Source organism: Pseudooceanicola profundus (assembly GCF_054919315.1).
On record NZ_CM142898.1, the window covers coordinates 75,149 to 93,060 of the forward strand.

The 17,912-nt window shown below is 65.8% G+C and carries 19 protein-coding genes; all 19 read right to left on the reverse strand.

Annotated elements, in window-relative coordinates; translation table 11 throughout:
- Positions 1-4 precede the first annotated feature (4 nt).
- Positions 5-238, reverse strand: coding sequence for a hypothetical protein (locus ACX9MO_RS00350; protein WP_462213145.1), 234 nt, complete (start codon positions 236-238; stop codon positions 5-7).
- Positions 239-752: 514 nt separating this feature from the next.
- Positions 753-2,420: a ribonuclease J gene (locus tag ACX9MO_RS00355; protein WP_462213146.1), complete on the reverse strand. Its 1,668-nt coding sequence runs from the start codon at positions 2,418-2,420 to the stop codon at positions 753-755.
- Positions 2,417-3,196: a type III pantothenate kinase gene (locus tag ACX9MO_RS00360; RefSeq protein WP_222490332.1), complete on the reverse strand. Its 780-nt coding sequence runs from the start codon at positions 3,194-3,196 to the stop codon at positions 2,417-2,419. Before ACX9MO_RS00360 ends, ACX9MO_RS00355 begins: the two co-directional genes overlap by 4 nt.
- Before the next feature lie 24 nt (positions 3,197-3,220).
- Complete coding sequence (locus tag ACX9MO_RS00365) at positions 3,221-3,988, reverse strand: biotin--[acetyl-CoA-carboxylase] ligase (RefSeq protein WP_462213147.1); 768 nt, start codon at positions 3,986-3,988, stop codon at positions 3,221-3,223.
- Between the two features lies 1 nt (position 3,989).
- On the reverse strand, positions 3,990-5,429 hold the full coding sequence (gene nuoN / locus ACX9MO_RS00370; protein WP_222490334.1) for an NADH-quinone oxidoreductase subunit NuoN: 1,440 nt from the start codon (positions 5,427-5,429) through the stop codon (positions 3,990-3,992).
- Between the two features lie 18 nt (positions 5,430-5,447).
- A complete protein-coding gene (locus tag ACX9MO_RS00375) occupies positions 5,448-7,004 on the reverse strand; it encodes an NADH-quinone oxidoreductase subunit M (RefSeq protein WP_222490335.1) in 1,557 nt (518 codons plus the stop codon).
- Between the two features lie 16 nt (positions 7,005-7,020).
- The gene (nuoL, locus tag ACX9MO_RS00380) at positions 7,021-9,135 is read right to left on the reverse strand and encodes an NADH-quinone oxidoreductase subunit L (protein WP_462213148.1); all 2,115 of its coding nucleotides are present in this window, start codon (positions 9,133-9,135) and stop codon (positions 7,021-7,023) included.
- 4 nt (positions 9,136-9,139) lie between these two features.
- Positions 9,140-9,448: an NADH-quinone oxidoreductase subunit NuoK gene (gene nuoK / locus ACX9MO_RS00385; protein WP_222490337.1), complete on the reverse strand. Its 309-nt coding sequence runs from the start codon at positions 9,446-9,448 to the stop codon at positions 9,140-9,142.
- 228 nt (positions 9,449-9,676) lie between these two features.
- Entirely contained in the window at positions 9,677-10,285 is a 609-nt protein-coding gene (locus ACX9MO_RS00390) for an NADH-quinone oxidoreductase subunit J (RefSeq protein ID WP_222490338.1), read from the reverse strand.
- The gene (locus ACX9MO_RS00395; protein WP_222490339.1) at positions 10,282-10,689 is read right to left on the reverse strand and encodes a carboxymuconolactone decarboxylase family protein; all 408 of its coding nucleotides are present in this window, start codon (positions 10,687-10,689) and stop codon (positions 10,282-10,284) included. Before ACX9MO_RS00395 ends, ACX9MO_RS00390 begins: the two co-directional genes overlap by 4 nt.
- A gap of 36 nt (positions 10,690-10,725) precedes the next feature.
- Positions 10,726-11,220: an NADH-quinone oxidoreductase subunit NuoI gene (gene nuoI, locus ACX9MO_RS00400; protein WP_222490340.1), complete on the reverse strand. Its 495-nt coding sequence runs from the start codon at positions 11,218-11,220 to the stop codon at positions 10,726-10,728.
- Between the two features lie 3 nt (positions 11,221-11,223).
- Entirely contained in the window at positions 11,224-12,264 is a 1,041-nt protein-coding gene (gene nuoH / locus ACX9MO_RS00405) for an NADH-quinone oxidoreductase subunit NuoH (protein WP_222490341.1), read from the reverse strand.
- A 6-nt stretch (positions 12,265-12,270) separates the two neighbouring features.
- A complete protein-coding gene (locus ACX9MO_RS00410) occupies positions 12,271-12,672 on the reverse strand; it encodes a hypothetical protein (RefSeq protein ID WP_261397947.1) in 402 nt (133 codons plus the stop codon).
- Between the two features lie 5 nt (positions 12,673-12,677).
- Complete coding sequence (nuoG, locus tag ACX9MO_RS00415) at positions 12,678-14,696, reverse strand: NADH-quinone oxidoreductase subunit NuoG (protein WP_462213149.1); 2,019 nt, start codon at positions 14,694-14,696, stop codon at positions 12,678-12,680.
- Positions 14,697-14,702: 6 nt separating this feature from the next.
- Entirely contained in the window at positions 14,703-15,119 is a 417-nt protein-coding gene (locus ACX9MO_RS00420; RefSeq protein WP_222490344.1) for a DUF5333 domain-containing protein, read from the reverse strand.
- Positions 15,120-15,287: 168 nt separating this feature from the next.
- Positions 15,288-15,734 (reverse strand): hypothetical protein, encoded by a 447-nt coding sequence (locus ACX9MO_RS00425; RefSeq protein WP_462213150.1) that lies wholly within the window; start codon positions 15,732-15,734, stop codon positions 15,288-15,290.
- A 2-nt stretch (positions 15,735-15,736) separates the two neighbouring features.
- The gene (gene nuoF, locus ACX9MO_RS00430) at positions 15,737-17,035 is read right to left on the reverse strand and encodes an NADH-quinone oxidoreductase subunit NuoF (RefSeq protein ID WP_462213151.1); all 1,299 of its coding nucleotides are present in this window, start codon (positions 17,033-17,035) and stop codon (positions 15,737-15,739) included.
- A gap of 10 nt (positions 17,036-17,045) precedes the next feature.
- On the reverse strand, positions 17,046-17,276 hold the full coding sequence (locus ACX9MO_RS00435; protein WP_409996965.1) for a DUF5337 domain-containing protein: 231 nt from the start codon (positions 17,274-17,276) through the stop codon (positions 17,046-17,048).
- Between the two features lie 30 nt (positions 17,277-17,306).
- Complete coding sequence (locus tag ACX9MO_RS00440; protein WP_462213152.1) at positions 17,307-17,900, reverse strand: NADH:ubiquinone oxidoreductase; 594 nt, start codon at positions 17,898-17,900, stop codon at positions 17,307-17,309.
- Positions 17,901-17,912 lie beyond the last annotated feature (12 nt).

Below are 17,912 nucleotides of genomic sequence, written 5' to 3' on the forward strand. Positions count from 1 at the left end.
CAGGTCAGCGACAGGTCACATCCACCTTCTGCTGGGTCGGGATGAAATCCGGCAGGTAGAAGCGCAGTTCCGTCTCCTCCGTCGGCCAGATATCGAACTGCACCTCGCGGCTCTGTGTGTCCACACCACGGGTGCTGCGCAGCGCGCCGGTGACCGTGACATAGCGCGCAAGCCCCGTCCGCTCGACCCGGACCGTGACACTGTAGCCATTCCGCATGACGCCTTCGGCAAGGAACATCTGCTGGCGCGTGGTAATGTCGAGGATGCGACATCCCCCCCCGCGACCACAGGCTCCTGCCAGCGGAACAGGCCCAAGGCGGCAAGCGCCAGCACGACCAGGCCCGAAGCGCGCAGCACGATCCGCCGATAGCGTCCCGGCGCGGCCTCTCCGCAGAGCGGACAACTCCGGTCGTCATCCGGAATGACCGCATCGCAGCGCCGACAACGGACAACGGCCATGATGCCTCCTCCCGCCGCTCCCCGAGGGCGGCATGGCAAGGCTAGCGTGAAAGAATGAGGAGAGGGTTACCCGCTTCCCAGCCCTGCCGCGGATGAACGATTGCAGGGGCTGAAAACCACCATGATACGCGCCGCCCTGACGCGGCGCCGGCCGCCGCCGGGGCGCTGAAAGGTGCCTTGCCCCCTCGAGGCGACGCGGAGAGGAGGTCGCGCAGAGAGCGACCAGAGAGACCACCAAAAGAAAAGGCCGGGCCCTGCGGCCCAGCCCTTCCGCACTGACCTTCGGCCCTGCCTCAGCTGAGGCGGCTGATCACGATGGTGACCTCGGGCTTCTTGCCGATCTCGGACTGGGCCGACTGCCGCACGGTGCGGCGCAGCAGCTCGGTCAGCTTGTCGTCGTCGGTCAGGGTCTTGTCCCCCGCGCGGCCGAGCGCCTGGCTCAGGTCCTCTTCCAGCACGTCCACCAGCGGCGCATTGTTGCGGCCCATCTCGGCCAGCCCCATCACGTCGCACCACGGATCGCCGAGCGGCTCGTCCGCCTCGTCGAGGATCACCGTCACGGTCACATGGCCGTTCAGCGCCATGCGGATACGGTCACGGACGATGCCGTCCAGCGCACCGATCTGCACCGACCCGTCGAGGTAGGTGCGCCCGGTCTCGATGTATTCCGCCACGGTGGGCTGGTTGCCGGTCAGGTCGATCATCGTCCCGTTCACCGCGAGAACACCGAGGCGGCCATGCTCCTCCGCGAGCTTCGTGTGCGCGCGCAGGTGGCGGTGCTCGCCATGCATCGGCACGACGATCTGCGGGTTGGTGATCTGGTGCATCCGCTCCAGGTCGGGCCGGTTGGCGTGACCGGAGACGTGGTAGAGCCCGCCGCTGTCATCGACGACCTCGACGCCCATCTCGGAGAAGGAGTTCATGATCCGGATCACGTCCTTCTCGTTCCCCGGAATGGTCTTGGAGGAGAAGAGGAAGGTATCGCCTTCCTTCAGCGTCAGGCCCAGGTACTTGCCGCGGCTCAGCTGCGCCGTGGCCGCGCGGCGTTCCCCCTGCGAGCCGGTGACGATCAGCATCAGGTTCTCGCGCGGGATGTTCAGCGCCTCCTCGGCCGAAACGACCGTGGGGAAATCGGAGAGCACGCCGGTGGTCAGCGCGGTCTCGATCATGCGACGCATGGCGCGGCCCAGCAGGCAGACCGAGCGGCCCGCCCGGTCGGCGGCCTGCGCCAGCGTCTTCACCCGCGCCACGTTGGAGGCGAAGGTCGTCGCCACCACGAGGGCCGGTGCGCCGGCGATCAGCTTCTCGATGTCCGGACCCAGCGTGGCCTCGGACCGGCCCGGGTTGGGCGAGAAGACGTTGGTGCTGTCGCAGACCAGCGCCTTGACCCCGGGCTTGGAGACTTCGGCCCAGAGGTCCGGATCGAAGGGCTCACCCACCAGCGGCGTGCTGTCGAGCTTGAAGTCGCCGGTGTGCAGGACCCGGCCCGCGGGCGTGTCGATCACGAGCGCCGAGCTTTCGGGGATCGAGTGCGACATCGGCAGGAAGGACACCTCGAAGGGCCCCGCCTGCACGGTCTCCGGGAAGGGAGAGCAGGTGCGCACGACGTTCTCCGGCAGGCCGTACTCGGCCAGCTTGGCCCGCGCGATGGCGGCAGTGAAGGGCCGGGCATAGACCGGCGCGCCGAGGGACTCGTAGAGATGTCCCACCCCGCCCACGTGGTCCTCGTGGGCGTGCGTGATGAAGATGGCGTCCAGCCGGTCCTTGCGATCCTTCAGCCAGGTGATGTCGGCCATGATCAGATCGACCCCGGGCGCCGTATCCATGTCCGGGAAGGCCACGCCCAGATCGACGAGGATCAGACGTTCCTCGCCGGGCTTGCCATAGCCGTAGACATAGGTATTCATCCCGATCTCACCCGCGCCACCGAGGGGGAGGTAGATCAATCTGTCGGTGCTCATACGTTGTCCTGTGCTTTGTTGAATTCGAAAATTATGCGTAACCCGTGCAGGGTCAGAAATTCATCGAACGTGTTGAACAGCGTATCGCCCTGCGCGAAGAGCGGTGCAAGCCCTCCGGTCGAAATGATTTTCATCGGACGGCCATATTCGTCCTTAATTCGCTCGCAAATCCCCCGGACAAGGCCCACGTAGCCCCAGAAAACCCCCGACTGGATGCAGGCGACCGTATTGGTGCCGATCACGCGCTCCGGCCGGGTCACGTCGACGTGAGGCAGCGCGGCCGCGCCCTGGTGCAGCGCCTCGAGGCTGAGGTTCACGCCCGGCGCGATGACGCCCCCCACGTAGGCGCCGTCCTCCGCCACCACGTCGAAGTTGGTGGCGGTGCCGAAATCCACCACGACGACATCGCCGCCGTAGCGGTCAAAGGCCCCCACGGCGTTGGCCAGACGGTCCGGGCCGGGGCGCGTGCCCTCGTCCACGCGGGGCGCGACGGGCAGCAGGCATTCCGGCTTGCCCACCACCAGCGGGCGGCAGTTGAAATAGCGGTCGGCGAGGACGCGCAGGTTGAACACCACCCGCGGCACGGTCGAGGAGATGATCACCGCGTCGATGTCCATCGCGACGCCGTGGTGCTGCAAGAGCGACGCGAGCCAGACGTAATACTGGTCCGCGGTCCGGCGGGGATCGGTCGAGGCCCGGAAGGTGCAGAGGAACTCTGTCCCGTTCCAGACCGAGAAAACGATGTTCGTGTTGCCGCAGTCGATGGCCAGAAGCATGGCCCCTCCTCCTATCAGCGTGGGTCAGAAATAGATCTCGGCGGCGGCAATGGCCTGCCGCCCGGCAGCGGTCTGAAGGATCAGGTGCCCGCTGTCGTCGATGGTTTCGAAAATGCCGGTCTCCTGCCGGTTGCCCATGCGCGCGGTGATCTCGCAGCCGAGCCGCGTGGCGCGGGCCAGCCACGCCTGCCGCAGGGGGGCAAAGCCATAGGCGGCGAACTGCGCCTCGTAGCCGGCAAAGGCCGCGGCGAGCGGGGTCAGGAAGTCCTCGGGGCTGACGGCCACGGCGGTTTCCCCGGCCAGCGAGACCGGGCGCAGCGCGCCCTCCTCCACCGCGCGCCCGTCCGGCGCCATGGCGAGGTTCACGCCGATGCCGATAGCGAGGCCGGTGGGCCGCCCCTTCTGCTGGAGCGTCTCCAGCAGGATGCCCGCCAGCTTGCCGCCATTCAGCAGCACGTCGTTGGGCCATTTCAATGCGAAGGGATCGGTGCGTCCGGTCACAGCGTGCAGCGCGTCATAGAGCGCGAGCGCGGCGGTGAAACTGCGCAGCGCGGCGCGATCCGGCGGTCCGGGATCGGGCAGCACGAGGGTGGCGGCAAGGTTGCCGACCGGATGCTGCCACGCGCGGCCGCGGCGGCCACGGGCCTTGGTCTGGTTGAGGGCAAGGATCCAGCAGGGGCCGGTCAGACCGGCAAAGCGCCGAGCGGCCTCGTCGAGGGTGCTGTCGGTCTCGGCCACCACCACGCGCTCGGTGGATGCGGGCCAGCCCGCTGGGGCTGGCCCGAAGGTCACGTCAGTTGACAATCGCTGCTGCGGCGACCGCCGCTGCGCTGTCGACACCGAAGAGGTTCACGACACCCAGCACCATGATCGCGGCCGTGACGGCCAGTGCCGTGGCGAGGACGGGCGAACGGCCGGCTTCGAGCGGGGCCGCTTCTTCCTTGCCGAAGTACATGAAGTACACGATGCGCAGGTAGTAGAAGGCACCGATCACCGAGGCGATCACGCCGGACAGCGCCAGCCAGACCAGCCCGCCCTCGTAGGCGGCGGTCAGCACGTAGAGCTTGCCGAAGAAGCCGATCATCGGCGGCACACCGGCCAGCGAGAAGAGCAGCAGCAGCAGCGCAAGCGCACGGCCCGGATAGGTCGAGGCGAAGACGTTCAGCGAGGTGATGTCGGTCACCGGCTGGCCGTCACGCTCCATCGAGAGGATGAAGGCGAAGACGCCGATGTTCATGGTGACGTAGATCGCCATGTAGATCAGCATCGCCTGCACACCCAGCAGCGTGCCGGAGGCGAGGCCCATCAGCGCGAAGCCCATGTGGGTGATCGACGAATAGGCCATCAGGCGCTTGATGTTGGTCTGGCCGATCGCGGCGATGGAGCCCAGGAACATCGACAGGAGCGAGAGCAGCGCCAGGATCTGTTGCCAGTCGCCGATGACACCGCCGAAGCCCGAGTGCAGCAGCCGGGCCAGCATGGCCATGGCCGCGATCTTGGGCGCGGTGGCAAAGAAGGCCGTGATCGGGGTCGGCGCGCCTTCGTAGACGTCGGGCGTCCACATGTGGAACGGCACGGCGGAAACCTTGAAGGCCAGGCCCGAGATCATCAGCACGAGGCCGATCAGCAGGCCGAGCGGCGCATGGCCGTCGCCCACGGCGGCGATCACGCCCGAGAAGAGCGTCGTGCCGGCGAAACCGTAGGTCAGCGAGGCACCGTAGAGCAGCAGGCCCGACGACAGCGCGCCAAGCACGAAGTACTTGAGGCCCGCCTCGGTGGACTTCGCGCTGTCACGGCGCAGCGAGGCCACGACGTAGAGCGCCAGCGACTGCAGTTCGAGGCCCATGTAGAGCACGATCAGGTCGCCTGCGGAGACCATGACCATCATGCCGACCACCGCCAGGGTGACGAGGATCGGATATTCGAACCGCAGGATCTGGCGGCGCAGCATGTACTCCTGCCCCATCGCCAGAACGGCGGCGGCAGAGAGCAGGATCGCAACCTTGGTGAAGGTCGAGAAGGCGTCGGACCGGAAGGAACCGCCGAAGGCCTCGACAGCGTCGCCGCGGCCCCAGATCATGAGGGCCACCAGCACCATCACCGCCACGGTCACCCATGTCAGGGGGCCGGACAGCTTGTCCTTGCCGGTATAGGCCACCACCACGAGCGCGAGCATCGCGTAGAGTGCCAGCACGATCTCCGGCAGGATGACGTTCAGATCAGCCTGAAGCATTGTTGTGTGACCTCCAGATCAGTGCGATGCGGCCGTCGAGACGGCAGCGGCGGCGCCGCGGCCCGCTTCCACGAGGGCGGCATGGTGATTTTCAACCAGCACCTCGACGGTCGGGCCGACGATGTCGGTGATGAAGCTCGGGTAGACGCCGAACAGAAGGGTCAGGGCGATCAGCGGCGCGAAGATCCACTTCTCGCGCGTCTCGAGGTCCTGGATGGTTTTCAGGCTTTCCTTGATCAGGTCGCCCATGACCACCCGACGGAACAGGAACAGCGCATAGGCCGCCGAGAGGATGACACCGGTCGCGGCGAAGGTCGCGATCCACGTGTTCACCTGGAAGACGCCCATGAGGGTCAGGAATTCACCGATGAAGCCCGAGGTGCCCGGCAGGCCCACGTTCGCCATGGTGAAGAACATGAAGACGAGCGCATAGGCCGGCATCCGGTTCACGAGGCCACCATAGGCGGAGATCTCGCGGGTGTGCATCCGGTCGTAGATCACGCCGACCACGAGAAAGAGACCGGCCGAGATGAACCCGTGCGAGATCATCTGGAACATGGCCCCGTCGATCCCCTGCTGGTTCGCGGCGAAGATACCCATGGTGACGTAGCCCATGTGGGCGACCGAGGAATAGGCGATCAGCTTCTTCATGTCCGTCTGCACGAAGGCGACGAGCGAGGTGTAGACGATCGCGATGACCGAGAGCCAGAGCACGAAGGGCGTCAGAACGTCGGCCCCCACGGGGAACATCGGGAAGGAGAAGCGTAGGAAGCCGTAGCCGCCCATCTTCAGCAGGATCGCCGCAAGGTCGACCGAGCCTGCGGTCGGCGCCTGCACGTGCGCATCCGGCAGCCAGGTGTGCACTGGCCACATCGGGGTCTTCACCGCGAAGCTGATGAAGAAGCCAAGGAACAGCAGGGTCTGGAAGCCGCCCGGGATGGTCCAGCCGAAGAGCTCGATCGGATCGGACGAGAAGTCGTAGGCCAGCAGCGCCTGGATGTCGGTGGTGTGGGCGTGGTGGTAGATGGCGACCATGGAGATCAGCATCATCACCGAGCCGAGGAAGGTGTAGAGGAAGAACTTGAAGGCCGCGTAGATCCGGTTCGGACCGCCCCAGATGCCGATGATCAGGAACATCGGGATCAGGCCCGCCTCGAAGAAGACGTAGAACAGGATCATGTCCAGCGCCATGAACACGCCCAGCATGAGCGTTTCGAGCAGCAGGAAGGCGATCATGTATTCCTTCACGCGCTTCGTGACTTTCCACGAGCAGGCGATGGTGATCGGCATCATCAGCGTGGTCAGCATCACGAAGAAGATCGAGATACCGTCGACGCCCATCTTGTAGCGCAGGCCGAGGAGCCACTCGCGGTCCTCGATCATCTGCAGACCGGGGTTCGACGGGTCGAAGCCGAAGAGGATGAAGAGCGACACGAGGAAGGTCAGCGAGGTGGCGATCAGGGCCACCCATCGCGCGTTGCGCTGTGCCGCCTTGTCCTCACCCCGCAGGAACACCGCCAGGATCACCGCCGCAATGGTCGGCATGAAAGTGACGATGGAGAGAAGGTTGTTCATTATTCTGCCCCTGCGTTCAGCTCAGCGTCATCCATGTGATCAGGAGAATGATCCCGATCACCATGGCGAAGGCGTAGGTGAAGATGTACCCGCTCTGCGCCCGGCCAGCGAGCCGGGTGAAGTAGGGGATGAGGCCCATGGCGATGCCATTGATCGACCCGTCGATCGCCTGCCCGTCGCCACGCTTCCAGAAGAAGGTGCCGATCGCGCCGGCGGAGCGGACGAAGAGGAAGTCGTAGGCCTCGTCGAAGTACCACTTGTTCAGCAGGAACAGGTAGAGCGGGCGGAAGGTCTCGGCCGTGCGCTTGGGCAGGTCCTTGGACTGGATGTAGAAGATCCAGGCCGTGACGAAGCCGATCAGCATGGCGACGAAGGGGCTCACCTTGACCCAGACCGGGGCATGGTGCGCATCGTCCATCACGGTGTTCTCCGCGCCGAGGTAGATCGCGCCGATCTCGCCCAGGCCGGCGGTTTCGCCGTGACCTTCAGGTGCAGCCTGCGTCTCCGCCGCTGCGGTTTCGGTGGTACCATGGCTCTCCGTGGTGGTGGTGCCATGGGCCTCGGCCGTCGCGCCGTGGTCGCCCTCGGCGGCTTCCGCGTGGTGCGGCATGCCGAAGAAGGAGGAGACCTTGTCGTGGTCGCCGAAGAAGCTGTTGTACCAGACCATCCCCGAGAAGACCGCGCCGAGCGCCAGCACGCCGAGCGGGATCAGCATGACCTTCGGGCTCTCATGGGCGTGGTCGTGGGTGTGCTTGTCGCCCCGCGCCTCGCCGTAGAAGGTCAGGAAGATCAGCCGCCAGGAGTAGAAGGAGGTAAAGAGCGCCGCGATGACCAGCATCCAGAAGGCGTAGCCGCCCGCGGTGCCTGCCCATGCGCTCTCGATGATCGCATCCTTCGACAGGAAGCCGGCAAAGCCGATGTGGGTCAGCGGGATGCCGACGCCGGTGATGGCCAGCGTGCCGATCATCATCGCCCAGAAGGTATAGGGGATCTTCTTCCGCAGGCCGCCGTAGTTCCGCATGTCCTGCTCATGGTGCATCGCGTGGATGACCGAGCCGGCGCCGAGGAAGAGCATGGCCTTGAAGAAGGCGTGCGTCAGCAGGTGGAACATGGCCGGGCCATAGGCGCCCACGCCTGCCGCCACGAACATGTAGCCGAGCTGCGAACAGGTCGAATAGGCGATGACGCGCTTGATGTCGTTCTGCACCAGGCCGACGGTCGCGGCGAAGAATGCCGTGGTCGCGCCGAGGAAGGTGATGAAGGCGGTGGCGTCGGGGGCGAATTCCATCAGCGGCGACATGCGGCAGACGAGGAAGACACCCGCGGTGACCATCGTGGCCGCGTGGATCAGCGCCGACACCGGGGTCGGGCCTTCCATCGCGTCCGGCAGCCAGGTGTGCAGCAGCAGCTGCGCCGACTTGCCCATGGCGCCCACGAAGAGCAGGAAGGCCAGCAGGTTCGCCGCGTTCCATTCGGTCCACAGGAAGCTGAGCTGGGTTTCGGCGATCATCGGCACGCTGTCGAAGATCACGTCGAAATCGACCGAGTCCGTCAGGAAGTAGAGACCGAGGATGCCGAGCAGGAAGCCGAAGTCCCCCACCCGGTTGACCACGAAGGCCTTCATGGCCGCGGCGCCGGCCGAGGGCTTCTTGTAGTAGAAGCCGATCAGAAGGTAGGAGGCCAGACCCACGCCTTCCCAGCCGAAGAACATCTGGACCAGGTTGTCCGAGGTCACCAGCATCAGCATCGCGAAGGTGAAGAAGGAGAGGTAGGCGAAGAAGCGCGCCTTGTAGTGCTCGCCTTCCTTGAAGTTCTCGTCATGCGCCATGTAGCCGAAGCTGTAGAGGTGCACGAGCGCCGAGACCGAGGTGATCACGATCAGCATGATCGCCGTCAGCCGGTCGAGGCGGATGCCCCACTCGGTCGAGAGCGAGCCGCTCTCGATCCAGCGGAAGATCGTGACATGCTCGGCATGACCGTCGAAGCCGAGGAAGGTCACCCAGCTGAGGAAGCAGGCGAGGAACAGCAGCCCGGTGGTGACCCACTGGGCGCCGCGCTCGCTGATCACGCGCCAGCCGAACCCAGCGATCAGCGCGCCGACCAGCGGGGCGAAGAGAATGATCGATACCATGGGATCAGCCTTTCATCACGTTGACGTCTTCCACGGCGATGGTGCCGCGGTTGCGGAAGAAGCAGACCAGGATGGCAAGGCCGATGGCGGCCTCGGCCGCAGCGACGGTCAGCACCAGCAGCGTGAAGACCTGCCCCGCGAGATCGCCGAGGAAGGAGGAGAAGGCGACGAAGTTGATGTTCACCGCCAGCAGGATCAGCTCGATCGACATCAGCAGGATGATGACGTTCTTCCGGTTCAGGAAGATGCCGAAGATCCCGATGACGAACAGCACGGACGCCACCGTCAGGTAATGTTCCAGTCCGATCGTCATGCGTCCACTCCTCTTCGCTTGCGGCTCTGGCCGAGCCCCACCACGACGGGGACGATCAGGCCCCCGCAAAAGATGGCTATCCAGCTGGCTATGCTCATCGCTGTCCCTTTTTCCCCCTGTCTGTCGCGGGGGTCCTAACCTTGTCTTCAGGTGCGCGCCCGGGGCGCGCGCCGTCTACCTATCTCCGTCCCGGCGGTGCGGGACCCGCCCCTCAGGGCCGGCAGTGGCTCAGAGCCCCTGCCCCGGTTTCACGTCCTTCAGCTCCATCGCCTTGGCCGGGTCGCGCCACATCTGCTGCAGGACATCCTGCCGCTTGACGTTGGTGCGGTGGCGCAGGGTCAGGACGATGGCGCCGATCATGGCGACCAGCAGGACCAGACCCGCAAGCTGGAACACGAGGAAGTAATCGTCGTAGATCAGCAGGCCGAGCGCCCGGGTGTTGTCCACGCCCTCGGGCGTGACGGCGACCCGCGCGGCCTCGGCCGTGGCGGAGGCTTCCCAGACGCCGAAGGCCATGCCGAGCTGCATCAGCAGCACGAGGCCGATCAGAAGCGCCAGCGGCATGTAGCGCGCCATCTCTGCCTTCAGTTCGGCAAAGTCGACGTCGAGCATCATGACCACGAAGAGGAAGAGCACCGCGACCGCGCCCACGTAGACGATGACCAGAAGCATGGCCACGAATTCCGCCCCCAACAGGACGAAGAGCCCCGCCGCCGAGAGGAAGGCCAGGATCAGCCACAGCACCGAGTGCACGGGGTTGCGGGCAAGGACCGTGAAGAGCCCGCCCACGATCACCGAGATCGCGAAGAGATAGAAGGCCAGCGCCGCGAAGGTCATGTCTCGTCATCCTCTTGTTCGTCCATGACCTCCTTGGCGAGCTGCGCGGCCCGGGTCATGGCGGGTATGCCTGCGAACATCGACATCTGGGCGATGGCCTCGGCAATCTCCTGTTTCGTGGCCCCTGCTTCCAGCAGGTGCCTTACCGTGACGCGCAGTTGCGTATCTGCCTGCGCGCCTTGCATTGTCAGTCCTGCGAGGGTCAGGAACAGCCGTGTCTTGCTGTCCAGACCCTCCTTGTTGAAGGCCTTCCCGAAGGCGACCTCCATCCATTCCTTGGGCATCGTGGGCCAGAGCGCCTCGAACCCTTTCGGGGTGAAGCTTTCCAGCGCAGGGTTCATGGATTTCACCATCTCCTGCGCCTGCTGGATCATCTGTTCGAACGGGTTCTTGCTGTCAGCCATGCGCCCCTCCGGATGCCATATGCCCAAGTGAATGGTTCATCTGTAAGGCGCGTCCAGCTCGAGGTTCCGCGCGATCTCGGCTTCCCAGCGGGCGCCGTTGTCGAGGAGCTTTTCCTTGTCGTAGAACAGCTCTTCGCGGGTCTCGGTGGCGAACTCGAAGTTCGGGCCCTCGACGATGGCGTCCACCGGGCAGGCTTCCTGGCAGAAGCCGCAGTAGATGCATTTCGTCATGTCGATGTCGTAGCGCGTGGTCCGGCGGGAGCCGTCCTCACGCGGTTCCGCGTCGATGGTGATCGCCTGCGCCGGGCAGATCGCCTCGCAGAGCTTGCAGGCGATGCAGCGCTCTTCCCCGTTGGGGTAGCGGCGCAGGGCGTGCTCGCCGCGGAAACGCGGCGAGAGCGGGCCCTTCTCGTGCGGGTAGTTCACCGTGGCCTTGGGGGCCACCAGGTATTTGAACCCCAGCTTGAAGCCTTTGTAGACGTCTTGCAGCAGGAAGTATTTCGCGGCCCGGCCGTAGTCGATGTTCGCCATGGATCAGCCTCCAATCGCCCAGCGGGCATAGGCACCGCCGAAGAGTTCGAATTTCGCAAGGAATGCCACCAGCACGACCCAGATCAGGGACATGGGCAGGAAGACCTTCCAGCCGATCCGCATCAGCTGGTCGTAGCGGTAGCGCGGGGTAATCGCCTTCACCATCGCGAAGAGGAAGAAGACCAGAAGCATCTTGCCGACCATCCAGAGCACGCCATCGGGCAGGCCAGGGATCGGGGACAGCCAGCCGCCGAGGAAGAGCAGCGAGACCAGCGCGCACATCAGCACGATCGCCACGTACTCGCCGATCATGAACAGCAGGAACGGGGTCGAGCTGTATTCCACCTGATAGCCGGCCACGAGTTCGGATTCCGCTTCCGGAAGGTCGAACGGCGGGCGGTTCGTCTCGGCCAGGGCCGAGATGAAGAACAGGAAGACCATCGGGAAGTGCGGCAGCCAGTACCAGGAGAAGAGCCCGTACTTGCCATCCTGCGCCGCGACGATGTCACCGAAGTTCATCGAGCCGGTCGAGATGATCACGCCGATGATGATCAGCCCCAGCGAGACCTCGTAGGAGATCATCTGCGCCGCCGAGCGGAGCGAGCCGAGGAAGGGATATTTCGAGTTCGAGGCCCAGCCCCCCATGATCACGCCGTAAACCTCGAGAGAGGAGACCGCGAAGACATAGAGGATGGCCACGTTGATGTCCGAGAGCACCCAGCCGTCGTTGAAGGGGATCACCGCCCAGGCGATCATGGCCAGCACGAAGCTGAGCATGGGCGCCAGCAGGAAGACGAACTTGTCAGCCCCTGCGGGGATCACCACTTCCTTGGTGATGTACTTCAGGAAGTCCGCAAAGCTCTGCATCAGGCCAAAGACGCCGACCACGTTGGGCCCGCGGCGCAGCTGGACGGCTGCCCAGATCTTGCGGTCCGCGTAAAGCAGGAAGGCCAGAGCAACCAGCAGCGGCAGGACGATCAGAAGCACCTGTCCGATGATGAGGAGCGCAATGCCAAGCGGGTGGGATTGAAAGAAGTCTGCCATAGGTCCTCACACCATCGGTATTCCGTTTTCCGCGCAGCTGGCGGCGACGACTTCGGCGTCGATTGTACTCAGGCCGCGGGGCAGGCTCGCCGAGATGGTATAAACCGCATCCGCCTGCCAGAGACCAGTGTTTTCGGCCACATTCGTCCGCACGTGACGTGCGAAACCGTAGCCCCGGATCAGCGCGTATTGCGCTGCCGCGCATTCGGCGTAGCGCGACACGTCGGTCTCGCTGCGCGCGCCGCGCATTTTCACGTGGAAGGAGACGAGGTCCCCGTCCAGAAGCCGGGTCTCGATCCCCTCGTAGGAGGCCGAGACCGCCGGCGTGGCGGCACGCGCCACCTCCGCGCCCGTGTCGGGCGCGGTGCAGGCAGCCAGCGCTGCCGTGGATATCAGGGCTGCGCGCAGCACCCTTATTCCGCCGCCATCGGCGATGCGGCGCGCGCCGCGGCCTGCGCCGCAAGCTCGCCCATCACCTGGCTGGCACGCGCGATGGGGTTCGTCAGGTAGAAGTCCCCCAGCACGTTCTTGAAGGTCGCATCGCCCAGGCTGTCGATCTCGACCGCGGTCCAGTCGTTTTCCGGCAAGGTGTCGATCGCGGCGAGGTGCGGCACCTCGGCCACCAGCGCCTGGCGCAGCTGCGCGAGGCTGTCGAAGGGCAGCTTGGCCCCGGCCTCGGCAGAGAGCGCCCGCAGGATGGCCCAGTTCTCCTTCGCCTCGCCGGGGGCGAAACCGGCGCGCAGCGCCAGCTGCGGACGGCCCTCGGTGTTGACGAAGAGACCGTTCTCCTCCGTGTAGGCTGCCCCCGGCAGGATCACGTCGGCACGGTGTGCGCCGCGGTCCCCGTGGGAGCCCTGGTAGATCACGAACGCCCCTTCGCCGATCTCAACCTCGTCCGCGCCAAGGTTGTAGATCACCTCTGCGCCGTCCAGCGCGGCGGTCAGCCCGCCTTCGGTCACGGCGCCGATGTCCATCGCGCCTACGCGGCTGGCCGCAGTGTGCAGGATCATCAGCTTGGAATTCGACTTCTCCGCCAGCTTCATGGCATGGGCCAGCACCGCGAGGCCATCGGCCTCGCGCAGGGCGCCCTGCCCCACGATGACGATGGAGTTCTTGTCCTTGGTCTCGCCGATCTCTTTCGAAGACAGGCTTTCCAGCGCGGCGCGGTCGGTGCCGACGTGGGTATAATCGTAGGTCAGGTCCGCGGCTTCGCCGACGAGGCCGATGGTGGCGCCGTTCAGCCAGGCCTTGCGGATGCGGGCGTTCAGCACCGGGGCCTCGACCCGCGGGTTGGTCCCGATCAGCTGGATCATCTCGGCGCTGTCGATGTCCTCGATGCTCGCGGTGCCGACATAGCCGGAGCGGTTGCCCGCCGGCAGGCGGGCGCCATCGGTGCGGCATTCGACGGACCCACCGAGCCCCTCGACGAGCTGCTTGAGCGCGAAGGCCGCTTCGACCGGCGCAAGGTCACCGACGAGGCCGAGGACCTTCTTGCCCTTCATGGCGGTGGCGGCGGCCGAGAGCGCCTCGCCCCAGGTGGCGGGCTTCAGCTTGCCGTCGACGCGGACATAGGGGCGATCCAGACGCTGGCGGCGCAGGCCGTCCCAGACGAAGCGGGTCTTGTCCGAGATCCACTCCTCGTTCACGCCGTCATGGTTGCGCGGCAGGATGCGCATGACTTCGCGGCCCTTGGTATCGACCCGGATGTTCGAGCCGAGCGCGTCCATGACGTCGATCGTCTCGGTCTTGGTCAGTTCCCAGGGGCGGGCGGTGAAGGCGTAGGGCTTCGACACGAGCGCGCCCACCGGGCAGAGGTCGATGATGTTGCCCTGCAGGTTCGAATCCAGCGTCTCGTTCAGGTAGGAGGTGATCTCCGCATCCTCGCCACGGCCGGTCTGGCCCATGGTGTGCAGGCCCGCGACCTCGGTCGTGAAACGCACGCAGCGGGTGCAGGAGATGCAGCGCGTCATGTGGGTCTCGACCAGCGGGCCGAGGTTCAGGTCATCGGAGGCGCGCTTGGGCTCGCGGTAACGCGAGAAGTCCACGCCATAGGCCATCGCCTGGTCCTGCAGGTCGCATTCGCCGCCCTGGTCGCAGATCGGGCAGTCGAGCGGGTGGTTGATGAGCAGGAACTCCATCACCCCCTCGCGGGCCTTCTTCACCATGGGCGAGTTGGTCTTGACCACCGGCGGCTGGCCTTCCGGCCCGGGGCGCAGGTCACGCACCTGCATCGCGCAGGAGGCGGCGGGCTTGGGCGGGCCGCCGACGACCTCCACAAGGCACATCCGGCAGTTGCCCGCGATCGACAGCCGTTCGTGGTAGCAGAAACGCGGCACCTCGATCCCGGCCTGCTCGCAGGCCTGGATGAGCGTCAGACGCGGATCGACCTCGATTTCCTGGTCGTCGATGATGATCTTGCGAAGGTCAGACATGGTGGCTCACTTTGCTTTCAGAAGGACGCCGATCTGGCTGTTCCGGGCGATTTCCTGCTCACCCAGAGTGCACAGATCCGCCGTGACGGCGGGGTCCAATCCACGAGATTTCATGTAGTTTTCGCCGAGGGCGCGGATCCGGTCCTCTTCCTCGTCGCTCTTGATGTAGGCCTTGATCTCGGCATCGGAGTAGCCGAGCTCGCGGGCCTGCGAGCGCAGGTCGTAGAGGAAGGCGAGACCCTTGAGCGTGCGGGCGTCGATGGTCGGGCAATTGTCGCTGATCTCGATCGCGATACCGACCCAGAGCATGTTCTTGTCGATCTTCTCGACCGTGCGCAGCGGCGGCAGATCTGCCGCGGCGGCTGTGGCCGTCAGCGCGGCAAGACCCAGAACGGCGGGGCGGATCAGGTTGGTCAGGCGCATGTCTTAACTCCCTTCATGCAGCACGACGGGGCCGCGAAACGGCAGCCCCCATCCGTGCAACAGATGGGGCGGTGGGCGTCTGCTATCCAATAGCAGCGCGCTTTCGCCCGGGATATGCGACGGAACCCGCTCATCAGCCGAGCGTCCCCCGGTGCGGATATGCCATGTTCATTGCCATCCGACGCAGGTCCCGCTGAGGATCAGGTCATCGCCCGGCTGCAGCTGCGCCGTCTCGGGGCCCGCCTGCCAGGTCTTGTCGGAATTGCCGAACTGGCGGATGCAGTACCGGGTGGCCTCCCACTCGCCCGCTTCGCGCGCGCCGGCAAGGTTCTGCGACGCCTTCGACACCACGGCGGTGAACACCGCCGGGTCTTCGTCCGCGGGCGTGACCTTGGCCGGGTAGAAATTGCCCTGGAAATAGGTGCGGTTGCTGTTCGACATGAACTTGGACGAACGGTTGCCGCAGCCTGCAAGCAGGGCCAGCAGCGCAACGCCGATCAGGGTGGCAAGGGTGAACTTCATGGTACCTTTCCGCACGGCCTCGCCCCGGCCCACGCGCAGCGCCGGCCCCGAGGGGCCGCCGTGCAGATGGGTATCGGCGAGCGGTTGCGACATCCTTATTCCGCCGCCATAACGGTGGCGCCACGCCCGGTGCGCTTGGCCTTGATCCGGTCCTCGATCTCGTCGCGGAAGTGACGGATCAGGCCCTGGATCGGCCAGGCGGCCGCGTCGCCGAGGGCGCAGATGGTGTGGCCCTCGACCTGCTTGGTGACCGAGAGCAGCATGTCGATTTCCTCGACCTCCGCCTCGCCGGTGACCAGGCGGTCCATGACGCGCATCATCCAGCCGGTGCCTTCCCGGCAGGGCGTGCACTGGCCGCAGCTCTCGTGCTTGAAGAACTTCGACAGGCGCCAGACGGCCTTCACCACGTCGACCGAGTTGTCCATGACGATCATGCAGCCGGTCCCGAAGGAGGACTGGTTCTGCCGCATCCAGTCGAAGTCGAAGATCGCGTCTTCCAGCTTCTCCTTGGGCAGCACCGGGCAGGAGGCCCCACCGGGGATGATGGCCTTGAGGTTGTCCCAGCCGCCGCGGATGCCGCCGCCGTGCTTCTCGATGATCTCGCGGACGGAGAGCGACATCTCCTCCTCGAAGACGCAGGGCGTGTTCACGTGGCCGGTCAGCGCCATCAGCTTGGTGCCGGCGTTGTTCGGACGTCCGAAGGAGCTGAACCATTCCGGGCCGCGGCGCAGGATGGTCGGCACGACGGAGATGGATTCGACGTTGTTCACCGTGGTCGGGCAGCCATAGAGGCCGGCACCGGCGGGGAACGGCGGCTTCATCCGGGGCATGCCCTTCTTGCCTTCGAGGCTCTCGATCAGGGCGGTTTCCTCGCCGCAGATGTAGGCCCCTGCCCCGTGGTGCAGGTAGACGTCGAAGGAGTAGCCGGACTTGCAGGCATCCTTGCCGAGGAAGCCCGCGTCATAGGCCTCGTCGATGGCGGCCTGCAGGGCCTCCTTCTCGCGGATGTATTCGCCGCGGATATAGATGTAGGCCGCAACGGCGTTCATCGCGAAACCGGCGATCAGCGCACCTTCGACCAGCGTGTGCGGGTCGTGGCGCATGATCTCGCGGTCCTTGCAGGTCGCGGGTTCGGATTCGTCGGCGTTGATCACCAGGTAGGCCGGGCGACCGTCGCTTTCCTTGGGCATGAAGGACCACTTCAGCCCGGTCGGGAAGCCTGCGCCCCCGCGGCCGCGCAGGCCGGAGTCCTTGACCTGCTGGATGATCCAGTCGCGGCCATTGCCAAGGATCTTGGCGGTGCCGTCCCAGTGGCCACGCGCCTGAGCGCCCTTCAGGCTGCGATCGTGCATCCCGTAGAGGTTCGTGAAAATCCGGTCCTGATCCTTCAGCATCAAGCGTCCCCTAGTTGTCGCGGCGCGCGCGCCAGATTTGCATGGCGACCACGATCGCCCAAATGAGCGCGGCGATCGCCGCAAAGTCGAACAGGAAGGCATAGCGCCCCGGCAGGCCCAGAGCCGGGCCCAGCCATTGCGCCGCGATCCACAGAAGCATCGTGACCGCAATCACGATGGACACCACGCGCCCCTTGCGCGCCAGTGCCGCTTCCTGTGCCTCGTCCTGCGTTCCCATCATCCCTCAGTCCACAGTGCCGCAAGCGGCACGTCACGTCTCTGTCCCGGTCTCCCCCGCGGCCAGTTCCCCGGCCTGGGTGATCCAGTCGTCCCGGCTGACCCGGCCCCGGAACCCGACGAGGTGCTCGTCGGCCCAGGCCACGTCGGCCGCGTTCCATCCGGCGATCTGATCGAAATGGTAAATCCCCAGATCGTTCAGCATCCCCTGCAGCTTCGGACCCACGCCCCTGATCCGCGTCAGGTCGTCCGCTCCGCCCTCTCGCGGGGCCGACAGCACGACGGGCCCGTCAGCCGCCTTCTCCGCAACCGCATCGGTCGCAGCCTGTGCCAGAGCCACCCGGGCCCCTGCGGCGGGGGCCACCGGTGCCGGCTGGGCGGCGGGCGCCTCTGCCAGCGCCGGGCTCTCCGGCATCCCTGCCCCGCGCGCCGGACCGTGGTCCCGGAGTGCGCCGGAGCAGACCGTCTCGAGACCGGCCCAGACCACCAGCGCGCCAAGCGCGATGGCCACGATCAGGGCCAGCCAGCCGGTGCCGAAGATGGCGAGGAAGATCAGCGCAACCAGCACACCCAGGGCCGCAAAGACCGCCTGGCAGATACCTTCGTTGAGCTTGGTCCGATCCGTCACACCTCAGGCCCT